Consider the following 25930-nt stretch of genomic DNA (forward strand, 5'->3'; position numbering starts at 1 on the left):
GACGACCGCTGGAGGCGACCGACTCAGTCGTCCGCCGGCTCCTCGCGGGCGTTCTCGCCGATCGGCTCGCTGTCCCAGTACGCGTGGTCGTCGTCCGACCGGAAGCAGGCCGCCGTCCGGCCGTCGCCCACGTCGTACGCCGGCGGCGTCGACTCCCGGCAGGCCGCGCGCGCCTGCGGACAGCGCGTGTGGAACCGGCAGCCCGAAGGCGGGTTCCGCGGCGAGGGGACGTCTCCCTGAAGGGTGTCGAACGCCTCGTCGCGCTCCTCCGTGGTCGCACGGGGAACGCTCGACAGGAGCGCCTTCGTGTACGGGTGTGCGGGGTCGTCGAATATCTCCTCGACCGGCCCGACCTCGACGATCTCGCCGAGGTACATCACCGCGACGCGGTCACAGACGTGCCGGACCACGCCGAGGTTGTGCGCGATGAAGAGGAACGTCAGCCCGAAGTCCTCCTGAAGGTCGTCGAGGAGGTTCAGGATCTGCGCCTGAACGCTCACGTCGAGCGCCGACACTGGCTCGTCCAAGACGACGAAATCGGGGTCCAAGGCGAGCGCCCGGGCGATCCCGATCCGCTGGCGCTGTCCGCCGGAGAACTCGTGGGGGTAGCGGTCGACCTGATCGGCGGAGAGCCCGACGCGTTCGAGCAGGTCGCGGGCCGTCTCGCGGCGCTGGTCCCGGTCGGCGATGTCGTGGATCCGGAGCCCCTCGGTGACGATATCACCGGTGGTCATCCGGGGGTCGAGACTGGAGAACGGGTCTTGGAACACGATCTGCGCCCGCCGCCGGAACTGCGTCAGCTCGCTGTCGGTCATTTCACGGAGGTCCGCCCCGTCGAACGTGACCTCGCCGGCGGTCGGTTCGCGCAGGCGCAACACCGTCTCGCCCGTCGTCGACTTCCCGCAGCCGGACTCGCCGACCAGCCCCAGCGTCTCGCCCTCCCGCACGTCGAAGGAGACGCCGTCGACGGCCTTCACGCTCTCCGACTCCTCGCCGAGCAGGCGGTCGACGAGCGACTGGTCGTCCGCGTAGTACTTCTTCAGCCCGTCGACGGAGAGCAGCGGGTCGCTCATTCGCGCACACCTCCGTCGGCCGCGGCCGCGTCGTCGGGGTCGCCGGAGTCGCCCTCGAAGTGATCGTCCGGGAGCGCGTCGGCCGGGTCGTACTCGCGGGCCGCGAGGACGCACTTCGCGCCGTGGTCGGCGGCGGCGTCGACCGTCAACTCGGCCGGCTTATCGAGGCACGCTTCCATCGCCTTCGGACACCGATCGGCGAAGTAACACCGGTCGTCCATCTCGGCGTCGATCAGGCTCGGGACGTTCCCCCCGATCGGTTCGAGTCGCGCCCGCGGGTCGTCCACGTCCGGGATCGATCCGAGTAGGCCCTGCGTGTACGGGTGGACGGTCTCGTTGAACACGGAGTCGAGCGTGCCGCGCTCGACGACCTCGCCCGCGTACATCACGCAGACGCGGTCGCACATCTCGGCGATCACGCCAAGGTCGTGCGTGATGAGTACGATGCTCATCCCGCGCTCCGCCTGAATCTCGCGCAGGAGGGTCAGGATCTGCGCCTGGATCGTCACGTCGAGCGCGGTCGTCGGCTCGTCGGCGATCAGCACGTCGGGTTCGCCGGCGAGCGCCTGCGCGATCATCGCGCGCTGGAGCATGCCGCCGGAGAACTGGCCGGGATACTCGTCGACGCGCTCCTCGGGGTCCGGGATCCCCACCTGCCCGAGCAGTTCGACGGCCCGGTCCATGCTCTCGTCGCTCGTGTAGTCGCGGCCGGGAACGATCCCGTCGAGTAAGTACTTCCCGAGTCCGTACCCCTGGGTGCGCGAGCGCGTCGAGCGGGGGTTCGCCCGCGCCCGGCGCTGGACCTCGACCGCCTCGGCGATCTGCTCGCCGACGGTGATCGAGGGGTTGAAGCTGCTCATCGGGTCCTGGAAGATGACGCTGAAGGAGGGACCGCGCAGCGACCGGCGGACGCTCTGGGGAACGGTGCGGAGGTCGACGTGGTCCCCGTCGACCTGTACCGCGTCCGTATCGCGGAACTCGTCTGCGAGGTCGGGGTCGCGATACCACACCTCCCCCGAAGTGATCCGGCCGGGCGTCTCGACGAGGTCGACGAGCGACAGCGCCGTCACCGACTTGCCGGAGCCGGACTCGCCGACGACGCCGAGGATCTCGTCCTCGCGGAGGTCGAAGGAGACGGACTCCACCGCGTTGATCTGCCCCTCCTCGGTGAAGAATCGGGTCGAGAGGTCACGAACCGCGAGCACGTCGTCGGGACCGGGCGTCCCGGCCGGGGTCGCGTCGCCGGTCGCTCGGGGGTCGACCGCCTCCTCGGCGTCGTCGACGCGGGGGGCGTCGCTCATGCGGCACCCCCTTCGCCCTCGATGCCGGGGTCCAAGGCGTCACGGAGCCAGTCGCCGAGCAGGTTGATTCCGATCACCGACAGCATGATCGCGAGGCCGGGGATCGAGGCGATCCACCACTGGCCCGAGGAGATGTAGTCGCGCCCCTGCGAGATGTCGAAGCCCCACGACAGCGTCGTCCCGGAGAAGCCGAGGAACGACAGCGAGCTCTCCAAGAGGATTATCGCCGCCACCTGCACCGTCCCGAGGACGATGATCGGCGTCACCGCGTTCGGCAGGACGTGCCGGAGGATGATCGTGTTGTCGTCGGCACCCAGCGCACGAGATGCCTTCACGTACTCCTGCCCGCGTAAGGAGAGCGCCTCCCCCCGGGCGACGCGGGCGAACCACACCCAGTTGACGAGCCCGACGACGATCACCACCGTTATCGGCAACACGAAGCTCTCGGGCATCCCCGGGGCGAGCCCGGCGACGACGAACGGATCGGGGACGTCGACCGCCGCGCGGCCCCACAGTCCGATCAGTGCGACCGCCAGCACGAGCGACGGAAACGCGAGGCTGACGTCCGCGATCCGCATCAGCGCGTCGTCGACGCGCCCGCGGTGATAGCCGGCGAGCAGGCCGACGGGGACGCCGATGGAGGCCGCGAGCAGGGTCCCGAGGACGCCAACGACGAGCGACGTCCGAGCGCCGTACACCACCCGCGAGAACATGTCGCGGCCGAGCCCGTCGGTGCCGAAGACGAACCGCGGGTCGGGTGTGATCTCGACGGTCTCGGTGACCGTCCGGATCTCGCCGTCGACCATCTGCGAGGAGGTCCGTTCGGTGGTTTCCGAGAAGCCGATCGGCGGTAGCTCGCTCTGGTCGAGCCGCTGTTCGGTCGGGTCGTGGGGCGCGACGAAGGGGGCGAACACGGCGGTCAACGTGATGAGGACCACCAGCGCCAGCCCGAGCTTTGCGAGCCCGCTCCCTCTGAACTCCTTTTTGAGATTTCGAATGACGCGTGAAGATATCATGTTAGTCGTTCACTACCTCCGGGTCGAGATACGCGTACACCACGTCGACGAGGATGTTCACGAGGACGAAGCTCGTCCCGATAACGATGAGGCTCCCCTGAAGCGCCGGCCAGTCGCGCTGGTTGATGCTCTCGATGACCAGCGTGCCGAGGCCGGGCCACGAGAACACCGCCTCCGTGATCACGGCACCCCCGATCAGCGTCCCGAGCTGTAAGCCGAGGACGGTGATCACTGGGATGAGCGTGTTCCGAAGCGCGTGCTTGTACCGGATCAGCGTCCGGGGAAGCCCCTTGGCCCGCGCGGCCTGTACGTAGCCCTTGCTGAGTTCGTCCAACATCCCCGACCGGGTCAGTCGGGTGATGAGCGCCATGAAGTAGGTGCCCAAGGCGATCGCGGGCAGCGTGATGTACGCGAGCCACGCGAGCAGCGTCCCGACGAACGGCTCGGCGCTTATCACCGACAGCGCGACGTCGCCGACGTCGACGCCGCGGCCGCTCGTGTTGAACACGTCGAACTCCACGGCGAAGATCAGGATGAGCATGATCCCGAGCCAGAAGTTCGGGGTGGAGATGCCGCCGAGCGATAAAAGCGTCGCGCCGTAGTCGACCGGCTCGTTCCGGTTCGTGGCGCTGATGACGCCGAGCGGGATCGCCAGCACGATCGCGACGACGCTGGCGGCGAGCGCGAGTTCGACGGTCGCGGGGAGCCGTTCGAACACGAGCGTCGTGACCTCCTGCCCCTTGATGTACGACCGGCCCATGTCGCCCTGAAGCAGGTCGAAGACGTACTGGCCGTACTGGATGTACAGCGGTTGGTTGAGGCCGAGCTCGGCGGCGATGGCCTGCCGCGTCTCCTGGGTGGCGTCGAGCGGCGCGACCGCGTTGATCGGGCTGCCGGGCGTGACGAACCGGAGCGCGAACACGACCGTGATGACGCCCCAGACGACGCCGACCCCTTGGAGGCTTCTTTTGAGTACGAATCTGCCGAATGACATTACTAACGGTGTGGAGAGGTGGCGGCGGCGTTACTGTTGCGTGGCGGTGTCGGGGTCGATGAACTCGTCGGCCCGCGGCTCCCACGAGATATCGTTCGAGACGCCGTAGACGCTGAACTGCTGGTGCATAAACACCCACGGTGCCAGGTCGTGGGCGAGCTGGTTCGCCTCCTGAAGGATCTCGACGCGCTCGTCGGGGTCCTCGGTGGCCTCGGCGTCTTCGAGCAGGCCGTCCATCTCGTCGTTCTCCAAGACCGTCAGCGCGCCGCTCGAAGAGAGTAGCGGCGTCAGCGTCTGGCTCCCGTCGAACTCGGCGTTCCCCCACCCGAGGAGGTTGAAATGCGGACGGTCCTCGATGTCCGGCGCGGTGACGTCCTGAACGAGCGAGGAGAACTCCCGCTGTTCGACCTCACAGGAGACGTTCGGCAGCGAGTCGATCTGGCTGGCCGCCGCCTGCGCGATCTGAACGTCTCGGAGGTACCGACCGATCGGCGTCTCCAGGGTGATCTCGACGCCCGCGTGGCCGGACTCCTCGACGAGCCGCTCGGCCTCGTCGGGGTCGTACGGGTACGGGTCGATGTCGGGGTTGTAGCCGACGTGCCCTTCGAGGGTCGGCTGGCCGGTGATGTTGCCGAAGCCGTTGAGCACGTTCTCGATGATGCTCTCGACGTCGACCGCGTGGTTCAGCGCCTGCCGGAACTGCTGGCTGGAGAACGGCTCCACGTCGTACCGCATCTGGAGGAAGATGATCCGGGCGCTCGCCACGGAGTTGATCGTCGCGACGTCGGAGTTGTTCACCCGGGAGACCTCGTTCGGGGGAACGTTCGTCACGATGTCGGTCTCCTCGGCGAGCAGCTGGTTGACCCGCGTGCTCGACTCGCTGGAGGCGCTCATCCTGAGCTCGTCGACCGCCGGCGCGCCGTCCCAGTACTCCTCGTTCGGCTCGTAGAGGACCTCGGTACCGGAGTTGTACTCGGTGACGCGGAACGGGCCGGTCCCGTTGGCGTTGCGGTTAATGTAGTCGCCGCCGTTCTCCTCGACCCACGACTGCTGGACGATCTCGCCGTTCGTCGCGAACAGCTGGAAGGCGATGGGGTTGTACCCCTCGAAGGAGACGGTCACTTCGCCGTCGCCGGCCGTCACCTCGTCGACCACGCCGAGGTCGTTCGACTGCGGGCTGACGATGCCGACGTCCTCGAAGACGATCCGGCGGATGCTGTACCGGACGTCCTCGGGAGTGACCTCGTCGCCGTTGTGGAAGGTGAGACCGTCGCGGAGCACGAACCGGACGCTGCCGTCGTCGGTCCGCTCCCACTCGTTCGCGAGACCGGCGATGATGCCGCCCTGCTTGTCGCGGTCGAGAAGGCCTTCGTACGCCTGTCCGACGATGATCTCGGTGTTGGTCTCGGCGTGGTCCTGCGGGTCGAGCCCGGAGTCCATCTGCCCCATGGTGACGCCGAGTTCGAAGGCGTCGCCGCCGTCCGATCCGTCCTCTCCGTCGGAGCCGTCGTCGCCGTCCATCCCGTCGCCCCCGTCGGAGCCGTCGCCGCCGTCCCCGCCGTCGCCGCCGTTTCCGGAACAGCCAGCGAGACCGACCGCACCGGCCGTTCCGGCGTACTTGAGCACCGTCCGCCTATCGATGTGATCGTCGTTGTCAGTAGGCATAGAGTGTCACAGACAAGGGAACGTTATGAACCTATCGCACCGAGAGAGCGGCCATCGCTCCCGTCTGCTGGCGATCCGCTGACACGAGAATCGCTTGTTCGACCCTGTTGCCGGCTCATATCACCGGTAATCGGGGATAGTCGGAGACCGACGAGTATGTACGTTCGGGACCGAATGCCGTCGACATGCGCGACCCCGGAGCCCGGTGGGACGACGTGGTGAGCGACGCGGAGTCGACGGCGGACGCCTACGAGGAACGGGGGTGGAACGTCTTGGCGGCCCACCCCGGCGACGTGAACCCCGTCGTCGACGCCGCCCGGATAGACGTGTTGCTGCCGGGCTCGGAGTTCGAGACGGCGCTGTCGGCGGTCGAGGACGCCGCGATCGACGGCGTCGACGTGTACGCGGGGGGCGCGGGGGGCGTCGCGTACCGACTGGTGGTCGCGACCGGCGAGGCGGCGCAGGTGGCCCTCTGCGTGCCGACATACCTCCGGAACGACGACCTCTCCTCGCTGCGCGCGGCCGCCGAGGCGTCGGGAGCGCTCACGGTTCGGCTGCGCCCCCTCGACGACCGCGATCACGCCGAGATCGCGATCGACGACCCCGCGGTGTTCTTCGACGCGCCCGAGTCGTGAGAACCACGCACGTGGGTATCGGTACCGGCGTCTGACTTCGACGTATTCATAGTTGTGCGATCACGATCATCTGTATGAATCGCGCAGAGAAGGCGGCCCTCCAGCTACAGGCGGTCGCCGTGTTGCGGATGCTGAAGGAGACGCGAACGTACGAGGAGCTGTCCGAGGTGACGGGACTGCCCGCGGGCGACCTGAACCGGTACGTGAACGGGCACGTGCTGCCCGGCACCGACCGCGCGAGCGAGGTCGTCGAGTCGGTCGGGCGCGAGGCGCTCGCCGACGAACTCGTCGCGCGCGTCGAGTTCGACGACGAGGGGTACGTCGACAACTCCGGCGTCGTCTTCGACCAGTCGTTCCTCGACTTGGTCGCACCGGTCGCCGCGGAGACGTTCGAGTTCGAGTCGCCGGACGTGGTCCTGACCGCCGCGACCGACGGGATCACGCTGGGCGCGGCGATGGCCTCCTTCTTCGACGCGCGGCTCGCGTACGCCAAGAAGTCGAAGGAGACCGCGGTCGAGGAGTTCATCGAGTCGCGCCAGCGGCTCGCCTCCGGGATCGAACTCACCTACTACCTCCCGGCGAGCGCCATCGACGCCGGCGACACCGTCCTCGTCGTCGACGACCTGATCCGCTCGGGCGAGACGCAGGAGCTCCTCCTCGATATCGCCCTCCAAGGCGACGCCGACGTCACCGGCGTGTTCACGCTCATCGCGGTCGGCGACGAGGGGATGGACCGCGCGCGAGCGATCACCGACGCGCCGGTCGGCGCGCTGACGACGTTCGAGTAGCCACGTTCGCGCATACTCGGCTGTCGAAAGACGGTACAGACGCCTTTCTGATCCATATGTCTGGATCATACTGCGACTCGTTCAGCAAGGCTTATCACCCGATCCGCGGGAACCTCCACGCGTTCAATGGGGCTTACAGACACGCTGGCCGAGCGGTTCGACGTGGAGTCGCACGGGTCGGACGTCCGCACCGAGCTGATCGCCGGGCTCACGACGTTTTTGGCGATGTCGTACATCATCGTCGTGAACCCCGCGATCCTCTCGGAGGCGATCCAGATCGAGGGGTACGGACAGGGCGAGGTGTTCCAGATGATCGCCATCGCGACGATCCTCTCGGCGGCGCTCGCGACGGCGGTGATGGCGCTGTACGCCAACCGGCCGTTCGGGCTCGCGCCGGGGCTCGGGCTCAACGCCTTCTTCGCGTACACGGTCGTGTTGGGCCTCGGCATCCCCTGGCAGACGGCGCTCGCCGCGGTGTTCGCCGAGGGCGTCCTGTTCATGATCCTGACCGCGGTCGGCGCACGCGAGTACGTCATTCGGCTGTTCCCGGAGCCGGTGAAGCGGTCGGTCGGGGCAGGTATCGGGCTGTTCCTGCTGTTTATTGGACTCCAAGAGCTCCAGATCGTCGTCCCCGACGACGCGACGCTGGTCACGCTCGGCGGGATCTTCGGGAACCCGTGGGCGATACTGGGCGTGCTCGGCCTCGTGTTGACGTTCGTGCTGTGGGCGCGTAACGTCACCGGGGCTATCGTCCTCGGGATCGTGACCACGTCGCTGGTCGGCTGGGGGCTCACCCTCGCCGGCCTCTTCGACCGCGGGACGATCACGCCGACCTCGCTGCCGTCCCCGCAGTACGACATCACGCCGCTCGCGGGCGCGTTCCTCGACGGGCTCTCCGGGATCGATCCGCTCACGTTCGTGCTCGTGGTGTTCACCTTCTTCTTCGTCGACTTCTTCGACACCGCCGGGACGCTCATCGGCGTCTCGCAGTTCGGCGACTTCCTCGACGAGGACGGCGACCTCCCGGACATGGACCGGCCGCTGATGGCGGACGCGGTCGGCACCACCGCCGGCGCGGTGCTCGGCACCTCCACGGTGACGACGTACATCGAGTCGTCGACCGGCGTCGAGGAGGGCGGCCGAACCGGACTGACCGCCCTGGTGGTCGCGCTGCTGTTCGTCGCGTCCCTCGTCGTGATCCCCGTGGTGGCCGCGATCCCCGCGTACGCCTCCTTCGTCGCGCTGATCGTGGTCGGCGTGATGATGCTCCAGGGACTCACCGAGGTCGACTGGGCGGACCCCGCGTGGGCCGTCTCCGCGGGGCTCACGGTCACCGTGATGCCGTTCGCCTACTCCATCGCCGACGGACTGGCGGCCGGCATCGTCGCGTACCCGATCATCAAAGTCGCCGTCGGCGAGGCCGACGAGGTCGCCCTCGGTCAGTACGCCATCGCGGCGCTTTTGGCCGCCTACTACGTGCTCTCGACGCGCGGCGTCATTCTCTGAGGCGACCGCGGCGGCGTCCGCTCGCTGCGTCGCCGGTGCGCTCTTGAGGCGTCGGGCTGAATCCGGGGGCGAGGCCCGACACATGACCGACCGCTCAGCCGACTTCTCCGTCACCGTCGCCGACCGCGACCGACACGCGAGCGACCCGGCGCGCGAACTCGCGCTCGACTGCGTCACCGCCGGGATCGAGGCGGCACATCCGGCCGGGATCGTCGCGGACGCGCTCTCCGTGGAGGACGGCCGGCTCGTCGTCACGACCGTCGACGGCGAGACCGCGAGCCGCGACCTCGACGCGTACGACCGCGTGGTGGTCGTCGGGGCGGGCAACGCGGCGGGCCACTTCGCGGCCGCGGTCGAGCGACTGCTCGGCGACCGGATCGACGGCGGCGCGGTCGTCACCGACGACCCGGTCGAGACCGAACGGATCGCGGTGCTGCCCGGCGACCACCCGATCCCGAGCGAGGCGGGCGTCGAGAGCGCCCGGCGGGTGCGGTCGGTCGCGGCCGACGCCGGCGAGTCGGACCTCGTGATCGGACTGATAACGGGGGGCGGGAGCGCGCTGCTTGCCGCGCCCGCGGCGGGAGTCGGTCTCGACGACCTGCGCGAGACGACCGACGCACTGCTGGCCAGCGGCGCGACGATAGCCGAGATCAACGCGGTCCGAAAGCACCTCTCGGCGGTGAAGGGCGGCGGGCTGGCCCGGGCCGCCGCGCCCGCCGACGCGCTCGGACTCGCGATCAGCGACGTGACCGGAGACGATCCGAGCGTGATCGCGAGTGGCCCCCTCTCGCCCGATCCGACGACGTACGCGGACGCGCTCGGCGTCCTCGACCGGCGCGGGGTCGAGGTTCCGCCGGCCGTCGAAAAACGGCTCGACCGGGGCGTCGCGGGCGAGGTCGCGGAGACTCCGAAACCGGGGGATCCGGCCTTCGACGGCGTCGCGGTCCGGGTCGTCGCGAGCGCGCGCACGGCGCTGAACGCCGCTCGCGAGGTCGCGGCGGCGCGGGGGTACGAGCCGCTCGTGCTCTCCTCGCGGGTGCGCGGCGAGGCCCGGGAGGCGGCGAAGACGCACGCGGCGGTCGCCGAGGAGTGCCGGGCGGCCGGCGAGCCGGTCGAACCGCCCGCGGTCGTCCTCTCGGCGGGCGAGGTGACGGTGACGCTCGGCGACGACCCCGGACGCGGCGGGCCGAACGGGGAGTTCGCGCTGTCGGCGGCGCTCGAACTCGCGGGGGCGGGACCGGACGGCGAGGGCGTCGCCGTCGCGAGCGTCGACACCGACGGGATCGACGGGTCGACCGACGCCGCGGGCGCGCTGGTCGACGAGCGGCTTGTGGCCGGCAACGGCGGAGGCGACCGCGGCGAAAGCGGCGAAAGCGATCGGCTGGACCGCGAGAGTGCCGCGAGGGCGCTCGACGCGCACGACGCGTATCCGGCGCTCGACGACGCCGGCGCGCTGCTCCGGACCGGTCCGACCGGGACGAACGTCAACGACCTGCGCGCGGTCGTGATATCGTCCGACGGAGCGAGTTCGGAAGGGACTAAGTAGCGGCCGGCAAATTCTGCGACATGCAGACGCTGCTTCTCAACGCGGACGACGTGGAGGCGAACGCGGAGATGGACCGCGTGATCGACGCGGTCCGCGGCGCGTTCACGGCCTACGAGCGCGGCGACGCCAAGATGCCGGCGAAGTCGTACATCGACCTGCCCGAGTACAACGGCGACTTCCGGTCGATGCCGGCCTACCTCGACGTGCGCGAGGAGGACGTCGCCGAGGAGACGGCGACCGGCGACGGGTGGGACGCCGCCGGGATCAAGTGGGTGAACGTCCACACCGACAACCCGGCCGACCACGACCTCCCGACCGTGATGGGGACGATGATCTACTCGGACCCGGAGACGGCGTTCCCGCTGGCGATACTCGACGGGACGACGCTGACGATGAAGCGGACGGGGGCGGCCGCCGCGGTCGCGACCGACCACCTCGCCGTCCCCGACGCGACCTCGCTCGGGATCGTCGGCGCGGGCGTCCAGTCGTACACGCAGCTCGAAGCGATCGCGGCGGTGCGGGACGTCGAGGAGGTCGTCGTGAGCGACCTCGACGAGGAGCGCGTCGCCGACTTCGTCGACCACTTCGAGGACCGGTTCGACGTGCGCGCGGGGTCGATCTCGGAGGCCGGCCACTGCGATATCCTCTCGACGGTGACGCCGGTCGAGGACCCGATCGTCGGTCCCGACGACGTGGGCGAGCACACGCACATCAACGCGATGGGCGCGGACGCGGAGGGGAAACACGAGCTGGCGGACGAGCTCCTCTTGGACGCCACGGTCGTCATCGACGACCACGAGCAGTGTACTCACTCCGGCGAGATCAACGTCCCCTACGCCGCGGGGACGCTCACCGACGACGACATCTACGGCGAGATCGGTGAGATCGTCGTCGGCCGACGGGCGGGGCGTCCCGGCACGCCCGGCACGCCCGCGGACGCCGACGGGGTGTCCGGCGTCAGCGTCTTCGACTCGACCGGGCTCGCGATCCAGGACGTCGCGGCCGCCCGGGTCGTCTACGAGCGCGCCGACGAACTGGACAACGGCTACCCGTTCGACCTGCTCGGACTGGACGACTGAGTCCGGTCGAGACCCGATTCTAACGGTCGGGTTCGACGCCCGACGCGCGGACCCGCATACGACGCCCGACGCGCGACTTTTCACTGAGGCCGCCTTACTGAGGCCGTGAGACTCGTCAGCGTCGCCGCGCTCGCGGAGAACCGGGTGATCGGGAAGGACGGCGAGGTGCCGTGGCCGCACATCGAGGCGGACGTCAGGCAGTACCGCGAACGCGTCGCGGGGTCGCCCGTCGTCTTAGGTCGGCGCACGTTCGACTCGATGCGTGACGACCTCCCCGGGAGCCGGCAGATCGTCGTGAGCCGCAGCGTCGAGGCCGTCGACGTTCCGACGGCGGTCGTCGCCGGCGGGGTCGAGGAGGCACTTGCGCTGGCGCGCGACATCGTCGCGGACGCCGCCGTCGAGCGGGAGCAGGTCCCCGCCGAGACCGGGCCCGCGCCGGAGCCCGTCGCGGGGGCGAGCGAGGGCGACGACGCGGTCTATGTCCTCGGGGGCGGCGCGATCTACGAGCTGTTCCAGCCGCACCTCGACGGGATGGTACTCAGCCACGTCGACGGCACCTATGACGGCGACACGCAGTATCCCGAGTGGGACGAAAGCGAGTGGGAGGTCGCAGCGGAGACCGACTACGACCGGTTCACGCTGCGCGAGTGGGTCCGGCGGGGGCGCTGAACCGAGCTCCGTCGCAGGCGCTGAATCGAGCTCCGTCGCAGGCGCTGAATCGAGCTCCGTCGCAGGCGCTGAATCGAGCTCCGTCGCAGGCGCTGAATCGAGCTCCGTCGCAGGCGCTGAATCGAGCTCCGTCGCAGGCGCTGGGGAGAAGATCCGTCGGGAGCGCCGCGCGACGCCCGATCTGCCGGCAAAGCGCCGCCGTCCGAGACTACGACCCGTCGGCGCGCTCGTCGGTGTACCGTTCGAGCTGGAGCGCGGTGCTGTCGGCGAGCCGGTCGAGCGCGTCGTCGACCCCGTGTTCGCGGGCGTCGACGGACGCCTCGGCGACGAGGGTCCGGACCGTGTCGAACGGGCCGATCCGCGCGCCCGTCGTGGCGACGTCGTCCTCCGCGTCGAGGAGCTGGTTCACCGCGGTGCGGTAGCCCGGGTTCTCGTCGAACCAGCCGTCGCGGTCGAGCCGGTCGATCGCGCCCTCGTGGACCGGGAAGTAGCCGGTCTCGCGGTGCCAGCGCGCCTGCCGCTCCGGTGCCGCGAGCCAGCCGAGGAACGCCGCCGCGGCGCGCTGCTCGGCGGTCGACGCGCCGTCCGCGACCCATAGCGACCCGCCGCCGACGACGACGCCGTGGCGCTCGTCTGCGACCGGGAAGTAGCCGACGCCGACCGGGAACGAGGCCCCCTCTCGGACGCCGACCATCGAGGACGTCGACCCGATGAGCATCCCGGCGCGCCCGTCGTGGAACGCCTCGCGGGCCTGTCCGCGGGCCTCGATTCCGGGGTCGTGGTACAGGCCGTCGGCCGCCATGTCGGCGATCCAGTTGTATATCCGCTCGCCGACCGGCCCGTCGAACCGGCTCTCGGTCGGCGTGCCGCCCCGCCCGTTGTCGGCGTCGACGAGCGGCTCGCCGGCCTCGGCGAACCACTGCTCGACGAACCACGAGTAGGTCGCGAAGGTGATCCCCGTCTCGGTCGCGCCGCTCTCGACGAGCCGCTCGGCACAGCGGCGGACCTCGTCGAACGTCTCGGGGGGGTCGTCGGGGTCCAGCCCGGCGCGCTCGAACGCCGCGCGGTCGTAGTACAGCACGGGCGTCGACGCGTTGAACGGCATCGAGTGGAGGACGCCGTCGGTCCGGTAGTAGTTGGCCACGGGAGTGAGCAGGTCGTCGGGAGAGAAGCCGGACCCCGGACCGCCCGCGCCGCCGGAGCCGCCGACGCCTCCGACGTCGGCGTCGAGGAGGCGCTCGATCGGGGTGAACGCCCCGCTGTCGAGCGCGCGCTGGGTGCCGATCTCGTAGAGGTGCGCGATCGCCGGCGGGTCGCCCCTGTCGGCCGCCGCGAGCGTCGCCTCGAACACGCCGCGGTAGCTCCCCTTCGACGCGGGCCGGACCGCGATCCCGTCGGTCTCGGCGGCGAACTCGGCGGCGAACTTGTCGAGGAGCCGCGCCTTGCGTCCGCCGAACGCGTGCCAGAAGTCGAGGACGACCGCGTCCTCGTCGTCGGTCCCGTCGGCGTCGTACGCGTCGAGCGCGTCGTCCAAGGTCCCGGTCCGGTCGGCGAGCGTCGACGCGCCGGCGGCCACCTCGGTCAGCGACGTCTTCTGCGCGTGCGCGATCGCGGTGGCGTCGCCCGCGTCCGCGGCCGTCTCCTCGGCGAGGTCGCCGACCGACTCGACCGCGTCGACGACCGCCTCGATCGAGGTCGCCTGGTCGTCGGTGGCGTCGCGGATCTCCTCGACCCCGCTCGTCGTCTCCTCGACGTCGGCGGCGAGGTCGGCGAACGCCTCCAGCGCCTCCTCGGCGGTGGTTATCCCCTCGTCGGCGCGCTCGCGCATCTCGGCCATCTCGTCGACGGTCGCGTCCGTCTCCTCGCGCACCGAGCGGATCGACGACTCGATCTCGCCCGTCGCGTCCCGGGCCTCCTCCGCGAGGCTCTTGACCTCCTCGGCGACCACCTCGAAGCCGGCCCCCGCCTCGCCCGCGCGGGCGGCTTCGATCGAGGCGTTCAACGCGAGGATGTTCGTCTCGTCGGCGATGTCCTGGATCAGGTCGGTGATGTCCTCGATCGCCGCGACCTCCGATTCGAGCGTCTCGACGCGGTCGAGGGCGGTCTCCGTCCGCTCGTCGACCACGCGGAGCTCCTCGATGGCCGCGCTCGCGGCGTCGGTTCCCTCGTCGGTCCGCTCGGCGACGTCGGCCGCGGTGGCGGCCACCTGGTCGGCGGAGGCGGCGACCTCCTCGGTGGCCGCCGAGACGGTCTGAAGCTCGCTCGTCGCGGCCGCGATGTCGTCGCGCTGGCGGGTCGCCGCCGCCTCGATGTCGTCGACCGCGGCGTACACCTCGTCGCTCTGGGCCTTCGCGCGGTCGACGTTCGACCGGACGTGTTCGGTCGCGCCCGCGACCTCGTCGCCGAAGCCGTCGACCGCGGACACCGTCTCCGCGACGCCGTCGACGAACTCGTTGAGCGTCGCCGCGAGCGCCGCCGCCTCGCCGTCGGTCTCCTCGGCCGGGAACCGGGCCCCGAGGTCGCCGTCGGCGAGCCGCGCCGCGACCTCGCGAAAGGCCGCGACCGGGACCTCGTCGTCGGAAGCGGTTCGGGAAGCAGCCGTCGTTTTGCCGGACGCGACCCCGCCGTCGAGAGCCGCGTCCGAGTCGATCGATGCCGTCGAACGGTCCCGGTCGGCGGGACCCCGATCGGACCGGTCACTCGCGTCGTCGCCGTTCATCTGTCGCCACTCGCCCGCAGGAGTACATAAGTCTCAGAGTCAGATTATTCGGATTGATAGCCGTCTGACGAGCGCGGTCCCCTGCGTTCGAGTCCAAAAAATCGACGGATGGCTTCGAGGCGGGCCGTCCGTCCGGCTCAGTTCGTCTCGTCCGCGTCGACGCGCTCCGCGAAGGCGAACCGCGGCTTAACGTCAGTCACCTCGACGGTGAGCGTCTCGCCGACGTCGCCGTCGACGAAGAGGGTGTAGCCGTCGACGTAGGCGATGCCGTCGCCCTCGTCGCCCTCCTCCTCGACGGTCACCTCGACCTGGTCGCCCTCGGCGACCGGCGACCGCGTGTACCCCTTCCCGACGAGGTACACCTCCGAGGAGGCGTCCCGCGAGGCGTCCGGCGAGACGGTGCGGACGTACTGGAACGCCTCGCTCACGTCGTCGCGGAAGGCGTCGAGGTCCTCGCCCTGGAACACCTTCACGACGAAGTCGCCGCCGGACGCGAGCAGTTCGTCGGCGGCCTCGAACGCCTGCCGCGCGAGGTGGACCGACCGGGCGTGATCGAGATTGTACTCGCCGGTCATGTTGGGTGCCATGTCGCTCACGACGGCGTCCGCGCCGCCCTCGTCGACCGCCTCCCGCAGATAGTGGCGGGTCCGCTCTTCGGTCATGTCGCCGCGGATCGTCTCGATGTCGTGGTCGTCGAACTCGTCGATACGCTGGAGGTCGACGCCGACGACGGTGCCGCCCTCACCCACCTCCTCGGCGGCGACCTGAAGCCACCCGCCGGGCGCGGCCCCCAGATCGACCACGGTGTCGCCGCGGTCGAACAGGGCCGCCTCCTCGTCGATCTGTTTCAGCTTGTAGGCGGAGCGGGCGCGGTACCCCTGCTGTTTGGACCGGTTGTAGTAGTCGTCTTTCCCGCTCATCTGTGGCTCACCGTGGTTCGGTGCTGAACCCCCGTCGAAACGGCGGACGAATCGGCGCTCATGCCCGAATCGATGGGGTCGAACCGGAAATGGACATCGAATGTGCGTCCCGGCGCTCACCCGTCCGCGCGGCGCAGCCACGCCGCGACGCGCTCGATCCCGGAGGCGACGGCGGCGAGCGGCCCCGTCGACGCGGCCCCATTCGCGTCGGACGCGGCGTCCGGCTCCGACCGGTCCGCGACGACGCGCTCGTAGTTGTCGATCACCTGCTGTCGCCGCTGCGCCTCCGACTCGACCGCTCGTTCGAGGGCGGTCACCCGGTCGGCGAGGCGGTCGCGCTCCGCCTCCAGTCGCTCGACTTCGGCGGCGAGCGCGGCGACGCGGACGCGGTCGTGATAGCCCGGGCGGCGGTCGTCGTCGAGGCGGCCGACACCGACGGTTTGGCCGGAATCGCTCACCTGAGAGCCGACGGAGGCGGTCGACCGGCGTCGCGACTCGTCGGCCGAGTCCGCCGTTTCGACGTCGGTACCACCGGGCGCATCGGGAGTATCGGGCTCAGAGGGCATGGTCGTGGGAGAGGTATGTGTACACGTCCCACACGGTGAAAAAGCTCAGTCAGCCGCAAGTCGGACACGCCGCTTGCGTCGGGTTCAGCGGCACCCGCTGTCCGCCGTCGACACCCGCCCGATCAGGCGGTCGTCGTTGCGGTCGCGGTCGCTGTTAGCGTCGTCGTTGCGGTCGCGGTCGGCCGGTCGGATCGCAAAGCCGAGGTCGGCGTAGAACGGACGCAGTTCCGGGTCGAACGCCGCGGTGACGACCTCGACCGCGTCATCGCTCTTCCCCCGGCGGACCGCGGCCGCGACGAGCGCCGAACCGATGCCGCGGCCGCGGCGCGCGCGTCTGACCGCGACGGCGTCGACGTGGAGTCGAGCGAGGTCGGGACGCGTGGCGACGAGCGCGCCGACGACCCCACCGGTCCGCTCCGAGCGGGCGACGAGGGCGTCGCCGGCCGCGATCCGGTCGTCGACGGCGTCGGCGTCGGTCTCCAGCATCGCCGCGTCGAGGATACGGAGGACGTCGAGCCGGTCGTCGGCGGTCGCGGGGCTGACGGTCACGTCGGCGGGCGGGTCGACAGCGTCGTCGTCCGGTGGGTCGCGTTTTCCGGTCACGGGAGACCGCCCGCCCCGCCCTTGATCAGCCGCAGGATCTTGACCGACTCGGCGTCGACGACGCGGTCGCCCGGGACCGGCGAGCCGTCGACCAGCGCCGACGCCTCCTGCGGGTGGTAGCCCGCGGCGCGGATCAGGTCGTCGTACGTCGCGTCGGCGGCGAGGCTGTACTCGTCGGTCCCCTCGCCGACGACCTCGACGGTCACGTCCATGGGCGCGGTAGCGGGCGGGCGGGCGTCAATCGCACGGTTCGGATTACGGCGTTGAGCGCGGTCCGGTCACCGCCTCGTCGAGCGCGGCTCGCCCGCGTTCCACTTCCAGAGGAACCACGCCGTCGGGACGACGACGGCAGCGGTCACCAGCGCGCCGGACCGGGGGACCGCGTCGGTCCACGCGTCGACGGCGAGGAGTCCGACAGCGGCCGCCGCGATGACGAGGATGACCGCCGCGTCGCGGGCGAGTTCCGCCTCGCGCTCGGGCGGGAGGTCCCCGTCGTAGCCGGCGATCAGGCCGACCGCGCCGCGGAACCGGATCGCCCACGCGAGCAGGAGACACACTCCGATCGGGAAGGCGTACGGGAGGGTGGAAGCGAGGGCCATGTGCGCGGCTACGTTGCGGAGTTGAAATAAAGGTGTCCGGCGGGAGCGAGTGAATTGGAGCAAGAGATGCCTAATAAATGGTTGAGCGACACGAACTCTGCCGAAGCCCCAGCCGGGAGGCGATATGAGAGTAGATCCGTTTATAAATCGCTGATCGACACGAACACCGCCGAAGCCCCAGCCGGGAGGTAGGCGCACGCTCGCTGCGCTCCTCGTCGCTCATTTCACTCGCTCCTGCGGTGCTTACGTCGCCTGCGCCTACCTCCCGACTGCCCCTTCGAGTCCCGCCCCGCACAGCACCGCAACCACACCTCACGCCTCCCCAGCCTCGTCGCTGGCGGCCGGAGCGAAGCGACGGCCGCCAGCGACTCCCTCGCGCGGTGCTGCTTCGCGGTCGCCGGTGGCGACCGCTCACCGGGGCGCGCCACCGCATGGTTCTTTATAAGTAAGCGTCGCCACCGCTCGCGTCCAGTTAAATACCGAATTGACGGCAGAAAAAAGCGGCTTGTCCCCGCTGTCGTTCGACGCTCGACCGGCTCAGCCGTCCAACTCCTCGCGGAGCAGGCCGTTCACCTGTCCGGGGTCGGCGCTGCCGCCGGTGGCCTGCATCACCTGCCCGACGAGGAAGTTGATCGCGCCCTCGTCGCCGTCGTGGTAGTCGCTCACGGCGTCGGGATTCTCGTCGATGGCGGCCGCGACGGCGGCCTCGACCTCGCCGCTCTCGGCCTTCCCGAGGCCCTCGCGGTCGATGACCGTCTCGGGGTCGTCGCCCTCGTCGAGCATCTCGCGGAGGACGACCTCCTCCGCGTTCTTGACGGTCAGCTCCTCGTCGGCGACGAGCTCGATCAGGCGGGTGAACTCGTCGAGGCGGTCCTCGACGTCCGTAATCGACATCTCGCGGTAGTTGAGCTCGCCGAGCAGGTTGTCGGCGACCCACGTCGCGGCGAGACCGGGGTCGAACGACTCGGCCACGTCCTCGAAGAAGTCGGCGACCGCCTTCGTGGAGGTGAGCTTCGAGGCGGACTCGCGGTCGAGCCCGTACTCCTCGCGGAAGCGCTCGCGGCGCGCGTCGGGCAGCTCCGGGATCGCGATCTGCGCCTTCCAGTCGGAGACCTCCAAGGCGGGGAGGTCGGCCTCCCGGAAGTAGCGGTAGTCCTTCTCGGCCTCCTTCGAGCGCATCGAGACGGTGACGCCGCGCGCCTCGTCCCAGTGGCGCGTCTCCTGTTCGATCTCGCGGCCGCGCCGGAGCACGTTCTCCTGCCGGGTGACCTCGTAGGCGAGCGCCTGCTCCGCGCCCTTGTGGCTGGAGATGTTCTTCACCTCGGCGCGGTTCACGCCTTCGAGGGCCTCGTCCGCGATCGTCCCGTCGTCGGCGACGTGTTCGTCCGGGACGAGCGAGACGTTGGCGTCGACGCGGAGGCTCCCGTCGCGGGTCGGGTCGAAGACGCCGAGGTATTCGAGAACCTCTTCGAGCTTCGCGAGGAAGGCCCGCGTCTCCGCGGGCGAGCGGAAGTCCGGCTCCGTGACGATCTCCATCAGGGGCGTCCCGGCGCGGTTGTAGTTCACGAGGGTGTGCGTCGCCGACTCGATGGAGCCGCCGGCGTGCTGGAGGCTGCCGGGGTCCTCTTCGAGGTGCGCGCGGGTGATCCCGATGGTGCGCGTCTCGTCGTCGACGCGGACCTCCAGCTCCCCGGACTGGCAGATCGGGGCGTCGTACTGGGTGAGCTGGAAGTTCTTCGGGAGGTCGGGGTAGTAGTAGTTCTTCCGGTGGAAGGTCGTCGTCTCGGGGACGTCGGCGTCGATCGCCTTCCCGACCTTCACGGCGGCCTCGACGGCGGCCTCGTTGAGGACCGGCAGCGCGCCCGGCAGCCCGAGGCAGGTGGGGCAGGTGCGCGTGTTCGGCTCCTCGTCGGCTGCCGGCTCCGTCGAGCAGCCGCAGAAGATCTTCGTGTCGGTCTCGAGCTGGACGTGGACCTCCAGCCCGATCACGACTGTCCGGTCCGCCGTCGCGGCCTGCGTACTCATTACCGGCCCGTTGTGAGCGGGCCGCCTAAATCGTGTCGGGACGAGCGGCGCGGGCGGAGCGGGCGGCGGGACGGTCGGGAACGTGGATATCTCCTGTGAGAACGCGAGCGAACGATTATTACGACGCCGTTCGTAGTCGGAAAGGTGATAGGATCGGACGGGCGGGCGCGGCCGACGTTCCGGTTGCGGGGGCCCGCCGAGAGACGGCCGACCGCCCGCGCGAAACGATGGGTAAACGACGGAGATGACGCCTGAGGGGACGATCGTCCACGTCGGCGAGCCGGTCGACGCCGCGTGGGGGACGCTCCCGAACGGGACGCGAACGGTCGGAGAGGTTACGCGTTCCGAAACCGGCCGCGACGAGGCAACGAGCGCCGTCGTCGTTCGGGTGGCGGACTCCGTCGGATCCGACGGACGCGCCGGGGGTAACGAGAGCGACCGAACCGGCCGGAACGACGGAACCGACGCCGGCGAGCGCGTCGCCGGTCTCGCGGCCGCGCCGGTCGAAATCGAGGCGGTCCGGGAGCGGTACCCGGACGCGCGAGTCCTCGCGTACACCGTCCGCGACCGCCCCGACGCCGCCATCGACGCGAGCCGGCTCGGGATCGAGTACGTTTCCGGGCGGCGGCTCGCGGCCGACGGCGAGACGCTCGCGGACCGGATCAGGAGGGCCGAGCGAGGGAACGAGCCCGACGCCGACGGGGGCGACCGCGTCGAATCCGAGGAGGCGGAGCCGGAGCACGACGGGTCCGGAAAATCGGAACCGGACCGCGAGTTCCTCGAACCGTTCGTGCGGATCATCTCGGACCGGTCCACGGAGTTCGACGCGACGGTCGACGCGCTGCTCGACCTCGGCCGCGACCACCTCGGCCTGTCGATCGGCTACGCCTCCCGGATCGACGGCGACCGGATCGGGCTCCGGCGGTACCGGGACCCGGTCGGACTCGTGGACTCGCTCGCGGCGGACGACCTCGACGCCGACGGTATGGTCCCGCTGGAGCTGACGTACTGCCGAGAGACGGTGCGCGGGGCGGTCCCGGGCGGCGACGCAGACGACCGCGACGGCGAGCGCGAACCGCGGAGCGGCTCGGACCGGAGCGGTACCGCCGCGGAGCGCGACGGCGTGTTCTCGGTCACCGATCCCGAGGCCGCGGGACTGGCCGACCACCCCGCCTACGAGCGGTTCGGGGTCGGCAGCTACGTCGGCGGGCGAGTCCTCGTCGACGAGGAGGTCTTCGGCACGATCTGTTTCCTCGACCCCGAGTCGCGCGACCGCCCGTTCGACGCCTCGGAGGAGCTGTTCGTCGAACTGCTCGCCGAGTGGCTCGGCCGAGCGATCGAGCGCCGACTGGCGGGAGAACAGCGGGAAGCCGCGGTCGAGCGGTTCGAGGAGACGCTCGACCGGATCGACGACGGGTTCTTCGCGCTCGACGCCGAGTGGCGGTTCACGTACGTCAACGAGCGGGCGGCGTCCCTCCTCGGCCGCGAGCCGGCCGAGCTGGTCGGAGCCGACGTCCGCGAGGAGTTCCCGGCCGCGCTCGGCCCCGAGCACGAGCGGCACTACCGACGGGCGATGGCGGAACAGGAGGTCGTCTCCTTCGAGAACTACCACGAGTCGCTGGACGTGTGGAGCGACGTGACCGCGTACCCGTCTCCGAACGGGCTGTCGGTCTTCTTCGCCGACGTCACGGAGCGAAAGCGCCGCGAGCGGACCCTCGAACGCCTGCTCGGCACGGTCGAGGAGCTACAGCGGACCGGCGACCGCGAGGCGGTCGCGGAGCGGCTGGTCGCGGCCGCGGACGAGGTGCTCGGCTACGGGATAAGCGGCGTGCGGCTGTTCGACGCCGACGCGAACCGCCTCCGCCTCGCCGCCACGAACGGTGGGGTCGGCGACCGGTTCGCGGCCAGCCGCCGCCCGCGGCGGCCCGGCAAGGGGATCACCGGGCGGGCCTTCGAGTATGGGGAGACTCGGCTCGTCGACGACCTCGTGACGAGCGGCGACCTAGCCGACGACGAGGAGCGCGACTACCACGGGATGCGCTCGACCGTCGCCGTCCCGCTCGGCGACCACGGCGTGTTCGTCGTCGGCTCCACGGAGCCGGAGAGCTTCGACGAGAGGGACGTCACCGTCCTCGAACTGCTGGCGACGAACGCGGTCGCCGCGATGGACGCCAACGAGCGCCGGGGACGGCTCCGCACCTACGAGGACGCGCTGAAGAACGTCGACGACATGGTATGCGTGCTCGACGAGGACGGCGTCGTCACGTACGCGACGGGCCCGTTCGCCGCGTGGATCGAGAGCGGTGATCCCGCGTCGGAAACCCCCGACGACGGCCTCGTCGGACGGCGGCTCGCGGACCTCGTCTCGGGCGGCGACGCGGACCGGGTGGCGGAGGCGGTCGACGCGCTCGCCGCCGGGACGGCGGGCGGCGAGCGCGGGAGCGATCCGACACGGAACGTGTCGCTGATCCGCGATGGCGACGGCGACCGGCGTGTCCGGCACGGCGAGTTGCGCCTGTCGGCGCTGTCGAGCCGCGCCGGACACGCCGGTGGGGTCGTCGCGTCGCTGTCGGACACGACGGACCTCCGGCGGACGCGAACCGAGTTGTCCGCCGAGCGCGACCGCTTCCGACGGCTGTTCGACCGGATCCCGGACCCGGTGATGGAGGTCGTCCTCGAAGACGACGAGACGGTGATCGACGGGCTCAACGCCGCGTTCGAGTCGCAGTTCGGCGTTGACGAGTTGGCCCTCCGCGGGCGGACGGTCGCGGCGCTCGACATCGACGACGAACAGCTGGGGAGCGGGCGGGCGGAGGGGCGCTCGCTCGACGCGCTGGTCCGCGAGCGCGGGTTCGCGACCGAGGAGATTAGGCGGCGGACCGTCGACGGGCCGCGCGAGTTCCTCTTCCTCGGGTTCAGCTACGAGACCGACGAGGGGCGGCGCGCGTTCGGCATCTACACCGACATCACCGACCGGAAGCGCCGCGAGCGGTACGTCCGGATCGTCAACCGGATCCTCAGACACAACCTGCGCAACGAGCTGAACGTCGTGTTCGGCTTCGCCGAGGAGATCGGGGAGCGGACCGACGACGACCGGATCCGCGAGTACGCCCGGCGGATCGAGACCACCGGAAAGCGGCTGAGCGGCGTCGCCGAGGGGGCCGCCACCCTCCGGCGGGTCATCGAGAAGGGGTATGTGACCGACCCCGAGGCGATCGAGGTTGCCGGGGTCGTCGAGGAGGTCATCGAGCGCCACGCGAGCGAGTGCCCGGACGCGCGCATCACCGCGGACATTCCGAGGGGGACCACGGTCCGCGGCGACGACCGCCTCGCGATCGCGGTCGACCACCTCGTCGAGAACGCGGTCGAACACGGCGGCGACGCGCCGCACGTGGCGGTGACCGCCGAGCGCAACCCGGATGCCGGGGTCATGCGGGTGAGCGTCGCCGACGACGGGCCGGGTATCCCGAGCGCGGTCCGAGAGGTGATCGCCGAGGACCGCGAGGTGACCCAGCTCCGGCACAATACCGGCGTCGGCCTGTGGATCGCCGCGTGGGTCGTGGAGGCGTACGGCGGCGACATCCGATTCGGTCCCGGACTCGGCGACGGGGGGGCGACCGTGACGCTCGTCCTCCCGGCGGCGGGGCGGGGCGGCGCGGAGCGGTAGGCGGACCGCGGTTCCCGCTCGTTCCGACCCGTTTATGGTCGGCGGCGGCCCTTCTCGGCGTATGACCGACGACGACCGACGATCGGAGCTGATCGCGGCGCTCACCGCGGCCGACGCCGTCCGGTTCGGCGAGTTCAAACTGTCACACGGCGGGACGAGCGACTACTACGTCGACAAGTACCTGTTCGAGACGGACCCGGACGCGCTGACCCTCGTCGCCGAGGCGTTCGCGGACCGGCTCGCCGAGACGGACGCGAAGCTCGCGGGCGTCGCGTTGGGCGCGGTCCCGCTCGTGGCGGTGACCGCGGCGGAGCTGGGCCGCCCGTACGTCATCGCGCGAAAGCAGGCGAAGGAGTACGGCACCGGTAACCGCATCGAGGGCCGGCTCGACGAGGGCGAGGAGGTGGTCGTGATCGAGGACATCGCCACGACCGGGCAGTCCGCGGTCGACGCCGTCGAGGCGCTCCGCGAGGCGGGCGCAACGGTGGGCCGCGTGCTGGTCGTCGTCGACCGCGAGGAGGGCGCGCGGGAACTGCTCGCCGACCACGACGTCGAACTGGAGTCGCTGCTCACGGCGACGGAGCTGCTCGACGAGCGCGACGAGGAGTAAAGTCGGGTTCCTCGGCCGGCCTCACGCCTCGGGCGCGTCGACCGTCGGCACCGCGACCCGGTCGAGCACGTCGGCGATCACGTCGCGCTCGTCCACGTCGTTGACGGCCGCGTCCGGCGTCAACACGAGCCGGTGGGCGAGCGTCGGCTCCGCGACCCGCTTCACGTCGTCCGGCGTGACGAACTCCCGGCCGGCGACGACCGCGGCCGCCCGCGCCGTCTCGAAGAGGCGCTGGGTGCCGCGGGGGGAGACCCCGGCCTCGACGCGGCGGTCCTCCCGGGTCGCCCGCGCGAGCGACGCCGCGTAGCGCAGGAGGTCGTCGTCGACGCGGACGGACTCGGGCACCTCCCGCAGCGCCGTCACGGCGTCGGGATCGAGCACGCGGTCGACGGTGGGCGACTGCTCGACGCGGCCGGCGCGCCGCCGCAGCAGCTCCAGCTCGCCGTCCTCGTCCGGGTAGCCGATCGAGGTCTTGATGGTGAACCGGTCGAGCTGCGCCTCCGGGAGCGGGAACGCGCCCTCGCTCTCGACGGGGTTCTGCGTCGCGATGACGTAGAACGGCGAGGGGAGGTCGTGGGTCTCGCCGTCGACGGTCACCTGTCCCTCCTCCATCGCCTCCAGCAGCGCCGCCTGCGTCTTCGGCGGGGCGCGGTTGATCTCGTCGGCGAGGACGACGTTCGCGAAGATCGGTCCGGGCGAGAAGGCGAAGGAGCCGTCGCGCTCGTCGAACACGTTGGTCCCGGTCACGTCGGCGGGGAGGAGGTCGGGGGTGAACTGGACCCGCGAGAACTCCAAGCCGAGCGCGGTCGCGAACGAGCGCGCCGAGAGGGTCTTTCCGGTCCCGGGCACGTCTTCTAAGAGGACGTGGCCGCGGGCGAGGATACCGAGCGTGACGCGCTCTAAGAACTCGCGGTCGGCCACGACCGCGCCGCCGACCTCGTCGACGACGCGGGCGCAGGCGTCGGCCGCTTCGGGGACATCCATACCGACCGCACGGGAGCCGGGGCGAAAAATGTTGCCGGGACGAGGGCGGCGAGGCCGTGATCAAGAGTCCGGGACCGCGAGACGGTCGGCCGGAGGGACGGGACGCGTCGCGGGCCCGATCGAAACGCATAACAGCGGAACCGGCGAACGTGGAGACGAGCCGAGGTAGCCTAGCCTGGCCAAGGCGGTAGATTCGAAATCTACTGTCCATTCGGACACCGGAGTTCAAATCTCCGCCTCGGCGCTTCTCGCAGTCTCGTTCGGTGAGCGGCGGCGTCGTCATGTTCCACAATCCGCGGCGTCGCCGCGCCCGGCAGTGAAGCGTGCCCGAGCAGGCGCTACGCGATCAGCGCGGCCGCGAGGAACATTCCGCTCGCGGCCGCCGGGGGGATGGTGAGGTTGTCGTCGACGGCCACGCCGCGGATGAGCGGCGGGAGGCCGTCGGCGACCGCAGCCGGAATCGCGCCCGCCAAGGCGACGATCACGCCGGGGTCGGGACCGAACTCGGGGATCGCGTACGGGACGGCGATCCCGAAGCAGACGAACACCATCGCCGCGACCACGGAGAGCCGCTTCGGCTCCGTCGCCGCGTTCTCGCCGAGCCCGCCGCTTATCGGGTCGCCGATCGAGAGCATCCACATCGCGGGCACGGCGAACACCGGCGCGAAGGCGAGCGCGGTCGCCGCCATCCCCACTTGGTACAGCGCGTAGCCCGCGACACCGTCGGCCTCGTACTCGCGGACGAGCGCGTCGTACAGCGGGTCGAGCGGGCCGACCGAGTCGGTGAGCCGCAGCGCCTCGAGGATCGCCGCGACCGCGACACTGAGAACCATCAACCGCCCGGTCGCCTCCCACGAGATCCAGCCCAACAGGTACGGGACCGGGTACAGCGTGCCGCTCGCGTGGACCAGCCGGCGCTCGAACTCCACGCGCTCGCGCCACGCCGCGGCCGGGAGGGGCACGCC

Annotated in this window: 22 protein-coding genes and 1 tRNA gene; 9 read left to right on the plus strand and 14 right to left on the minus strand. The window is 70.5% G+C overall.

The features are described from left to right. Window positions 1–23 precede the first annotated feature (23 nt). From QOL69_RS11115 to QOL69_RS11135, 5 genes are read right to left on the minus strand one after another with little or no spacing between them, the layout of a single operon-like run. Window positions 24–1073: an ABC transporter ATP-binding protein gene (locus tag QOL69_RS11115; protein WP_283403209.1), complete on the minus strand. Its 1050-nt coding sequence runs from the start codon at window positions 1071–1073 to the stop codon at window positions 24–26. Further along, window positions 1070–2374 (minus strand): ABC transporter ATP-binding protein, encoded by a 1305-nt coding sequence (locus QOL69_RS11120; protein WP_283403210.1) that lies wholly within the window; start codon window positions 2372–2374, stop codon window positions 1070–1072. The genes QOL69_RS11115 and QOL69_RS11120 overlap by 4 nt, the downstream gene beginning before the upstream one ends. Further along, window positions 2371–3390, minus strand: a complete 1020-nt coding sequence (locus tag QOL69_RS11125) for an ABC transporter permease (protein ID WP_283403211.1) — start codon at window positions 3388–3390, stop codon at window positions 2371–2373. Before QOL69_RS11125 ends, QOL69_RS11120 begins: the two co-directional genes overlap by 4 nt. A gap of 1 nt (window position 3391) precedes the next feature. Beyond that, on the minus strand, window positions 3392–4384 hold the full coding sequence (locus tag QOL69_RS11130) for an ABC transporter permease (protein WP_283403212.1): 993 nt from the start codon (window positions 4382–4384) through the stop codon (window positions 3392–3394). A gap of 30 nt (window positions 4385–4414) precedes the next feature. Then, a complete protein-coding gene (locus tag QOL69_RS11135) occupies window positions 4415–6049 on the minus strand; it encodes an ABC transporter substrate-binding protein (RefSeq protein ID WP_283403213.1) in 1635 nt (544 codons plus the stop codon). A gap of 185 nt (window positions 6050–6234) precedes the next feature. Between QOL69_RS11135 and QOL69_RS11140 the strand changes: the two genes are divergently transcribed. From QOL69_RS11140 to QOL69_RS11165, 6 genes are all read left to right on the plus strand, one after another. Continuing rightward, on the plus strand, window positions 6235–6684 hold the full coding sequence (locus tag QOL69_RS11140; RefSeq protein WP_283403214.1) for a DUF7529 family protein: 450 nt from the start codon (window positions 6235–6237) through the stop codon (window positions 6682–6684). A gap of 74 nt (window positions 6685–6758) precedes the next feature. Continuing rightward, window positions 6759–7472, plus strand: a complete 714-nt coding sequence (locus QOL69_RS11145; protein WP_048078406.1) for a phosphoribosyltransferase family protein — start codon at window positions 6759–6761, stop codon at window positions 7470–7472. Between the two features lie 126 nt (window positions 7473–7598). After that, window positions 7599–8978, plus strand: coding sequence for an NCS2 family permease (locus QOL69_RS11150; RefSeq protein ID WP_048078407.1), 1380 nt, complete (start codon window positions 7599–7601; stop codon window positions 8976–8978). A gap of 82 nt (window positions 8979–9060) precedes the next feature. Beyond that, window positions 9061–10524 carry a glycerate kinase type-2 family protein gene (locus QOL69_RS11155; protein WP_283403215.1) on the plus strand — a complete coding sequence of 488 codons (1464 nt, stop codon included), beginning with the start codon at window positions 9061–9063 and terminating at the stop codon, window positions 10522–10524. Between the two features lie 20 nt (window positions 10525–10544). After that, window positions 10545–11603, plus strand: coding sequence for an ornithine cyclodeaminase family protein (locus QOL69_RS11160; protein WP_283403216.1), 1059 nt, complete (start codon window positions 10545–10547; stop codon window positions 11601–11603). Window positions 11604–11708: 105 nt separating this feature from the next. Continuing rightward, window positions 11709–12272 (plus strand): dihydrofolate reductase, encoded by a 564-nt coding sequence (locus QOL69_RS11165; RefSeq protein WP_283403217.1) that lies wholly within the window; start codon window positions 11709–11711, stop codon window positions 12270–12272. A 208-nt stretch (window positions 12273–12480) separates the two neighbouring features. On the opposite strand, the gene QOL69_RS11170 is transcribed toward QOL69_RS11165, so the two are convergent. The 7 genes from QOL69_RS11170 to gatB form a co-directional block, all read right to left on the minus strand. Next, complete coding sequence (locus QOL69_RS11170) at window positions 12481–14991, minus strand: extracellular solute-binding protein (protein WP_283403218.1); 2511 nt, start codon at window positions 14989–14991, stop codon at window positions 12481–12483. A gap of 137 nt (window positions 14992–15128) precedes the next feature. Beyond that, window positions 15129–15911, minus strand: coding sequence for a 23S rRNA (uridine(2552)-2'-O)-methyltransferase (locus tag QOL69_RS11175; RefSeq protein WP_283403219.1), 783 nt, complete (start codon window positions 15909–15911; stop codon window positions 15129–15131). A gap of 116 nt (window positions 15912–16027) precedes the next feature. Continuing rightward, window positions 16028–16477 carry a hypothetical protein gene (locus QOL69_RS11180; protein ID WP_283403220.1) on the minus strand — a complete coding sequence of 150 codons (450 nt, stop codon included), beginning with the start codon at window positions 16475–16477 and terminating at the stop codon, window positions 16028–16030. Between the two features lie 84 nt (window positions 16478–16561). Further along, window positions 16562–17080 carry a GNAT family N-acetyltransferase gene (locus tag QOL69_RS11185; protein ID WP_283403221.1) on the minus strand — a complete coding sequence of 173 codons (519 nt, stop codon included), beginning with the start codon at window positions 17078–17080 and terminating at the stop codon, window positions 16562–16564. After that, window positions 17077–17292 carry a ubiquitin-like small modifier protein SAMP2 gene (locus tag QOL69_RS11190; RefSeq protein WP_283403222.1) on the minus strand — a complete coding sequence of 72 codons (216 nt, stop codon included), beginning with the start codon at window positions 17290–17292 and terminating at the stop codon, window positions 17077–17079. Before QOL69_RS11190 ends, QOL69_RS11185 begins: the two co-directional genes overlap by 4 nt. A gap of 66 nt (window positions 17293–17358) precedes the next feature. Continuing rightward, window positions 17359–17679, minus strand: coding sequence for a hypothetical protein (locus QOL69_RS11195; protein WP_283403223.1), 321 nt, complete (start codon window positions 17677–17679; stop codon window positions 17359–17361). A gap of 537 nt (window positions 17680–18216) precedes the next feature. Further along, the gene (gatB, locus tag QOL69_RS11200; RefSeq protein ID WP_283403224.1) at window positions 18217–19704 is read right to left on the minus strand and encodes an Asp-tRNA(Asn)/Glu-tRNA(Gln) amidotransferase subunit GatB; all 1488 of its coding nucleotides are present in this window, start codon (window positions 19702–19704) and stop codon (window positions 18217–18219) included. A gap of 244 nt (window positions 19705–19948) precedes the next feature. On the opposite strand from gatB, the gene QOL69_RS11205 reads away from it, so the two are divergent. Together QOL69_RS11205 and pyrE are read left to right on the plus strand one after the other, a co-directional pair. Continuing rightward, window positions 19949–23371 (plus strand): PAS domain-containing protein, encoded by a 3423-nt coding sequence (locus tag QOL69_RS11205; protein ID WP_283403225.1) that lies wholly within the window; start codon window positions 19949–19951, stop codon window positions 23369–23371. A gap of 61 nt (window positions 23372–23432) precedes the next feature. Beyond that, window positions 23433–23981, plus strand: a complete 549-nt coding sequence (pyrE, locus tag QOL69_RS11210) for an orotate phosphoribosyltransferase (protein ID WP_283403226.1) — start codon at window positions 23433–23435, stop codon at window positions 23979–23981. 21 nt (window positions 23982–24002) lie between these two features. On the opposite strand, the gene QOL69_RS11215 is transcribed toward pyrE, so the two are convergent. Continuing rightward, window positions 24003–24965: an AAA family ATPase gene (locus tag QOL69_RS11215; RefSeq protein WP_283403227.1), complete on the minus strand. Its 963-nt coding sequence runs from the start codon at window positions 24963–24965 to the stop codon at window positions 24003–24005. A 159-nt stretch (window positions 24966–25124) separates the two neighbouring features. Between QOL69_RS11215 and QOL69_RS11220 the strand changes: the two genes are divergently transcribed. After that, window positions 25125–25209 (plus strand) — tRNA-Ser (locus tag QOL69_RS11220). Between the two features lie 94 nt (window positions 25210–25303). Here the strand turns inward: QOL69_RS11220 and QOL69_RS11225 are convergent. Continuing rightward, complete coding sequence (locus QOL69_RS11225; RefSeq protein WP_283403228.1) at window positions 25304–25927, minus strand: dolichol kinase; 624 nt, start codon at window positions 25925–25927, stop codon at window positions 25304–25306. Window positions 25928–25930 lie beyond the last annotated feature (3 nt).

This window comes from Halorubrum sp. DM2 (assembly GCF_901686465.1).
Classification (GTDB): domain Archaea; phylum Halobacteriota; class Halobacteria; order Halobacteriales; family Haloferacaceae; genus Halorubrum.

Excerpts from the sequence above, each read along its gene's own strand:
- QOL69_RS11175 (WP_283403219.1), bottom strand. The coding sequence starts at position 15,911 with ATGAGCGGGAAAGACGACTACTACAACCGGTCCAAACAGCAGGGGTAC.
- QOL69_RS11155 (WP_283403215.1), top strand. The coding sequence starts at position 9,061 with ATGACCGACCGCTCAGCCGACTTCTCCGTCACCGTCGCCGACCGCGAC.
- QOL69_RS11160 (WP_283403216.1), top strand. The coding sequence starts at position 10,545 with ATGCAGACGCTGCTTCTCAACGCGGACGACGTGGAGGCGAACGCGGAG.
- QOL69_RS11150 (WP_048078407.1), top strand. The coding sequence starts at position 7,599 with ATGGGGCTTACAGACACGCTGGCCGAGCGGTTCGACGTGGAGTCGCAC.
- QOL69_RS11215 (WP_283403227.1), bottom strand. The coding sequence starts at position 24,965 with ATGGATGTCCCCGAAGCGGCCGACGCCTGCGCCCGCGTCGTCGACGAG.
- QOL69_RS11135 (WP_283403213.1), bottom strand. The coding sequence starts at position 6,049 with ATGCCTACTGACAACGACGATCACATCGATAGGCGGACGGTGCTCAAG.
- QOL69_RS11130 (WP_283403212.1), bottom strand. The coding sequence starts at position 4,384 with ATGTCATTCGGCAGATTCGTACTCAAAAGAAGCCTCCAAGGGGTCGGC.
- gatB (WP_283403224.1), bottom strand. The coding sequence starts at position 19,704 with ATGAGTACGCAGGCCGCGACGGCGGACCGGACAGTCGTGATCGGGCTG.
- QOL69_RS11170 (WP_283403218.1), bottom strand. The coding sequence starts at position 14,991 with ATGAACGGCGACGACGCGAGTGACCGGTCCGATCGGGGTCCCGCCGAC.
- QOL69_RS11115 (WP_283403209.1), bottom strand. The coding sequence starts at position 1,073 with ATGAGCGACCCGCTGCTCTCCGTCGACGGGCTGAAGAAGTACTACGCG.
- QOL69_RS11180 (WP_283403220.1), bottom strand. The coding sequence starts at position 16,477 with ATGCCCTCTGAGCCCGATACTCCCGATGCGCCCGGTGGTACCGACGTC.
- QOL69_RS11120 (WP_283403210.1), bottom strand. The coding sequence starts at position 2,374 with ATGAGCGACGCCCCCCGCGTCGACGACGCCGAGGAGGCGGTCGACCCC.
- QOL69_RS11205 (WP_283403225.1), top strand. The coding sequence starts at position 19,949 with ATGACGCCTGAGGGGACGATCGTCCACGTCGGCGAGCCGGTCGACGCC.
- QOL69_RS11195 (WP_283403223.1), bottom strand. The coding sequence starts at position 17,679 with ATGGCCCTCGCTTCCACCCTCCCGTACGCCTTCCCGATCGGAGTGTGT.
- QOL69_RS11145 (WP_048078406.1), top strand. The coding sequence starts at position 6,759 with ATGAATCGCGCAGAGAAGGCGGCCCTCCAGCTACAGGCGGTCGCCGTG.
- QOL69_RS11140 (WP_283403214.1), top strand. The coding sequence starts at position 6,235 with ATGCGCGACCCCGGAGCCCGGTGGGACGACGTGGTGAGCGACGCGGAG.
- QOL69_RS11190 (WP_283403222.1), bottom strand. The coding sequence starts at position 17,292 with ATGGACGTGACCGTCGAGGTCGTCGGCGAGGGGACCGACGAGTACAGC.
- pyrE (WP_283403226.1), top strand. The coding sequence starts at position 23,433 with ATGACCGACGACGACCGACGATCGGAGCTGATCGCGGCGCTCACCGCG.
- QOL69_RS11125 (WP_283403211.1), bottom strand. The coding sequence starts at position 3,390 with ATGATATCTTCACGCGTCATTCGAAATCTCAAAAAGGAGTTCAGAGGG.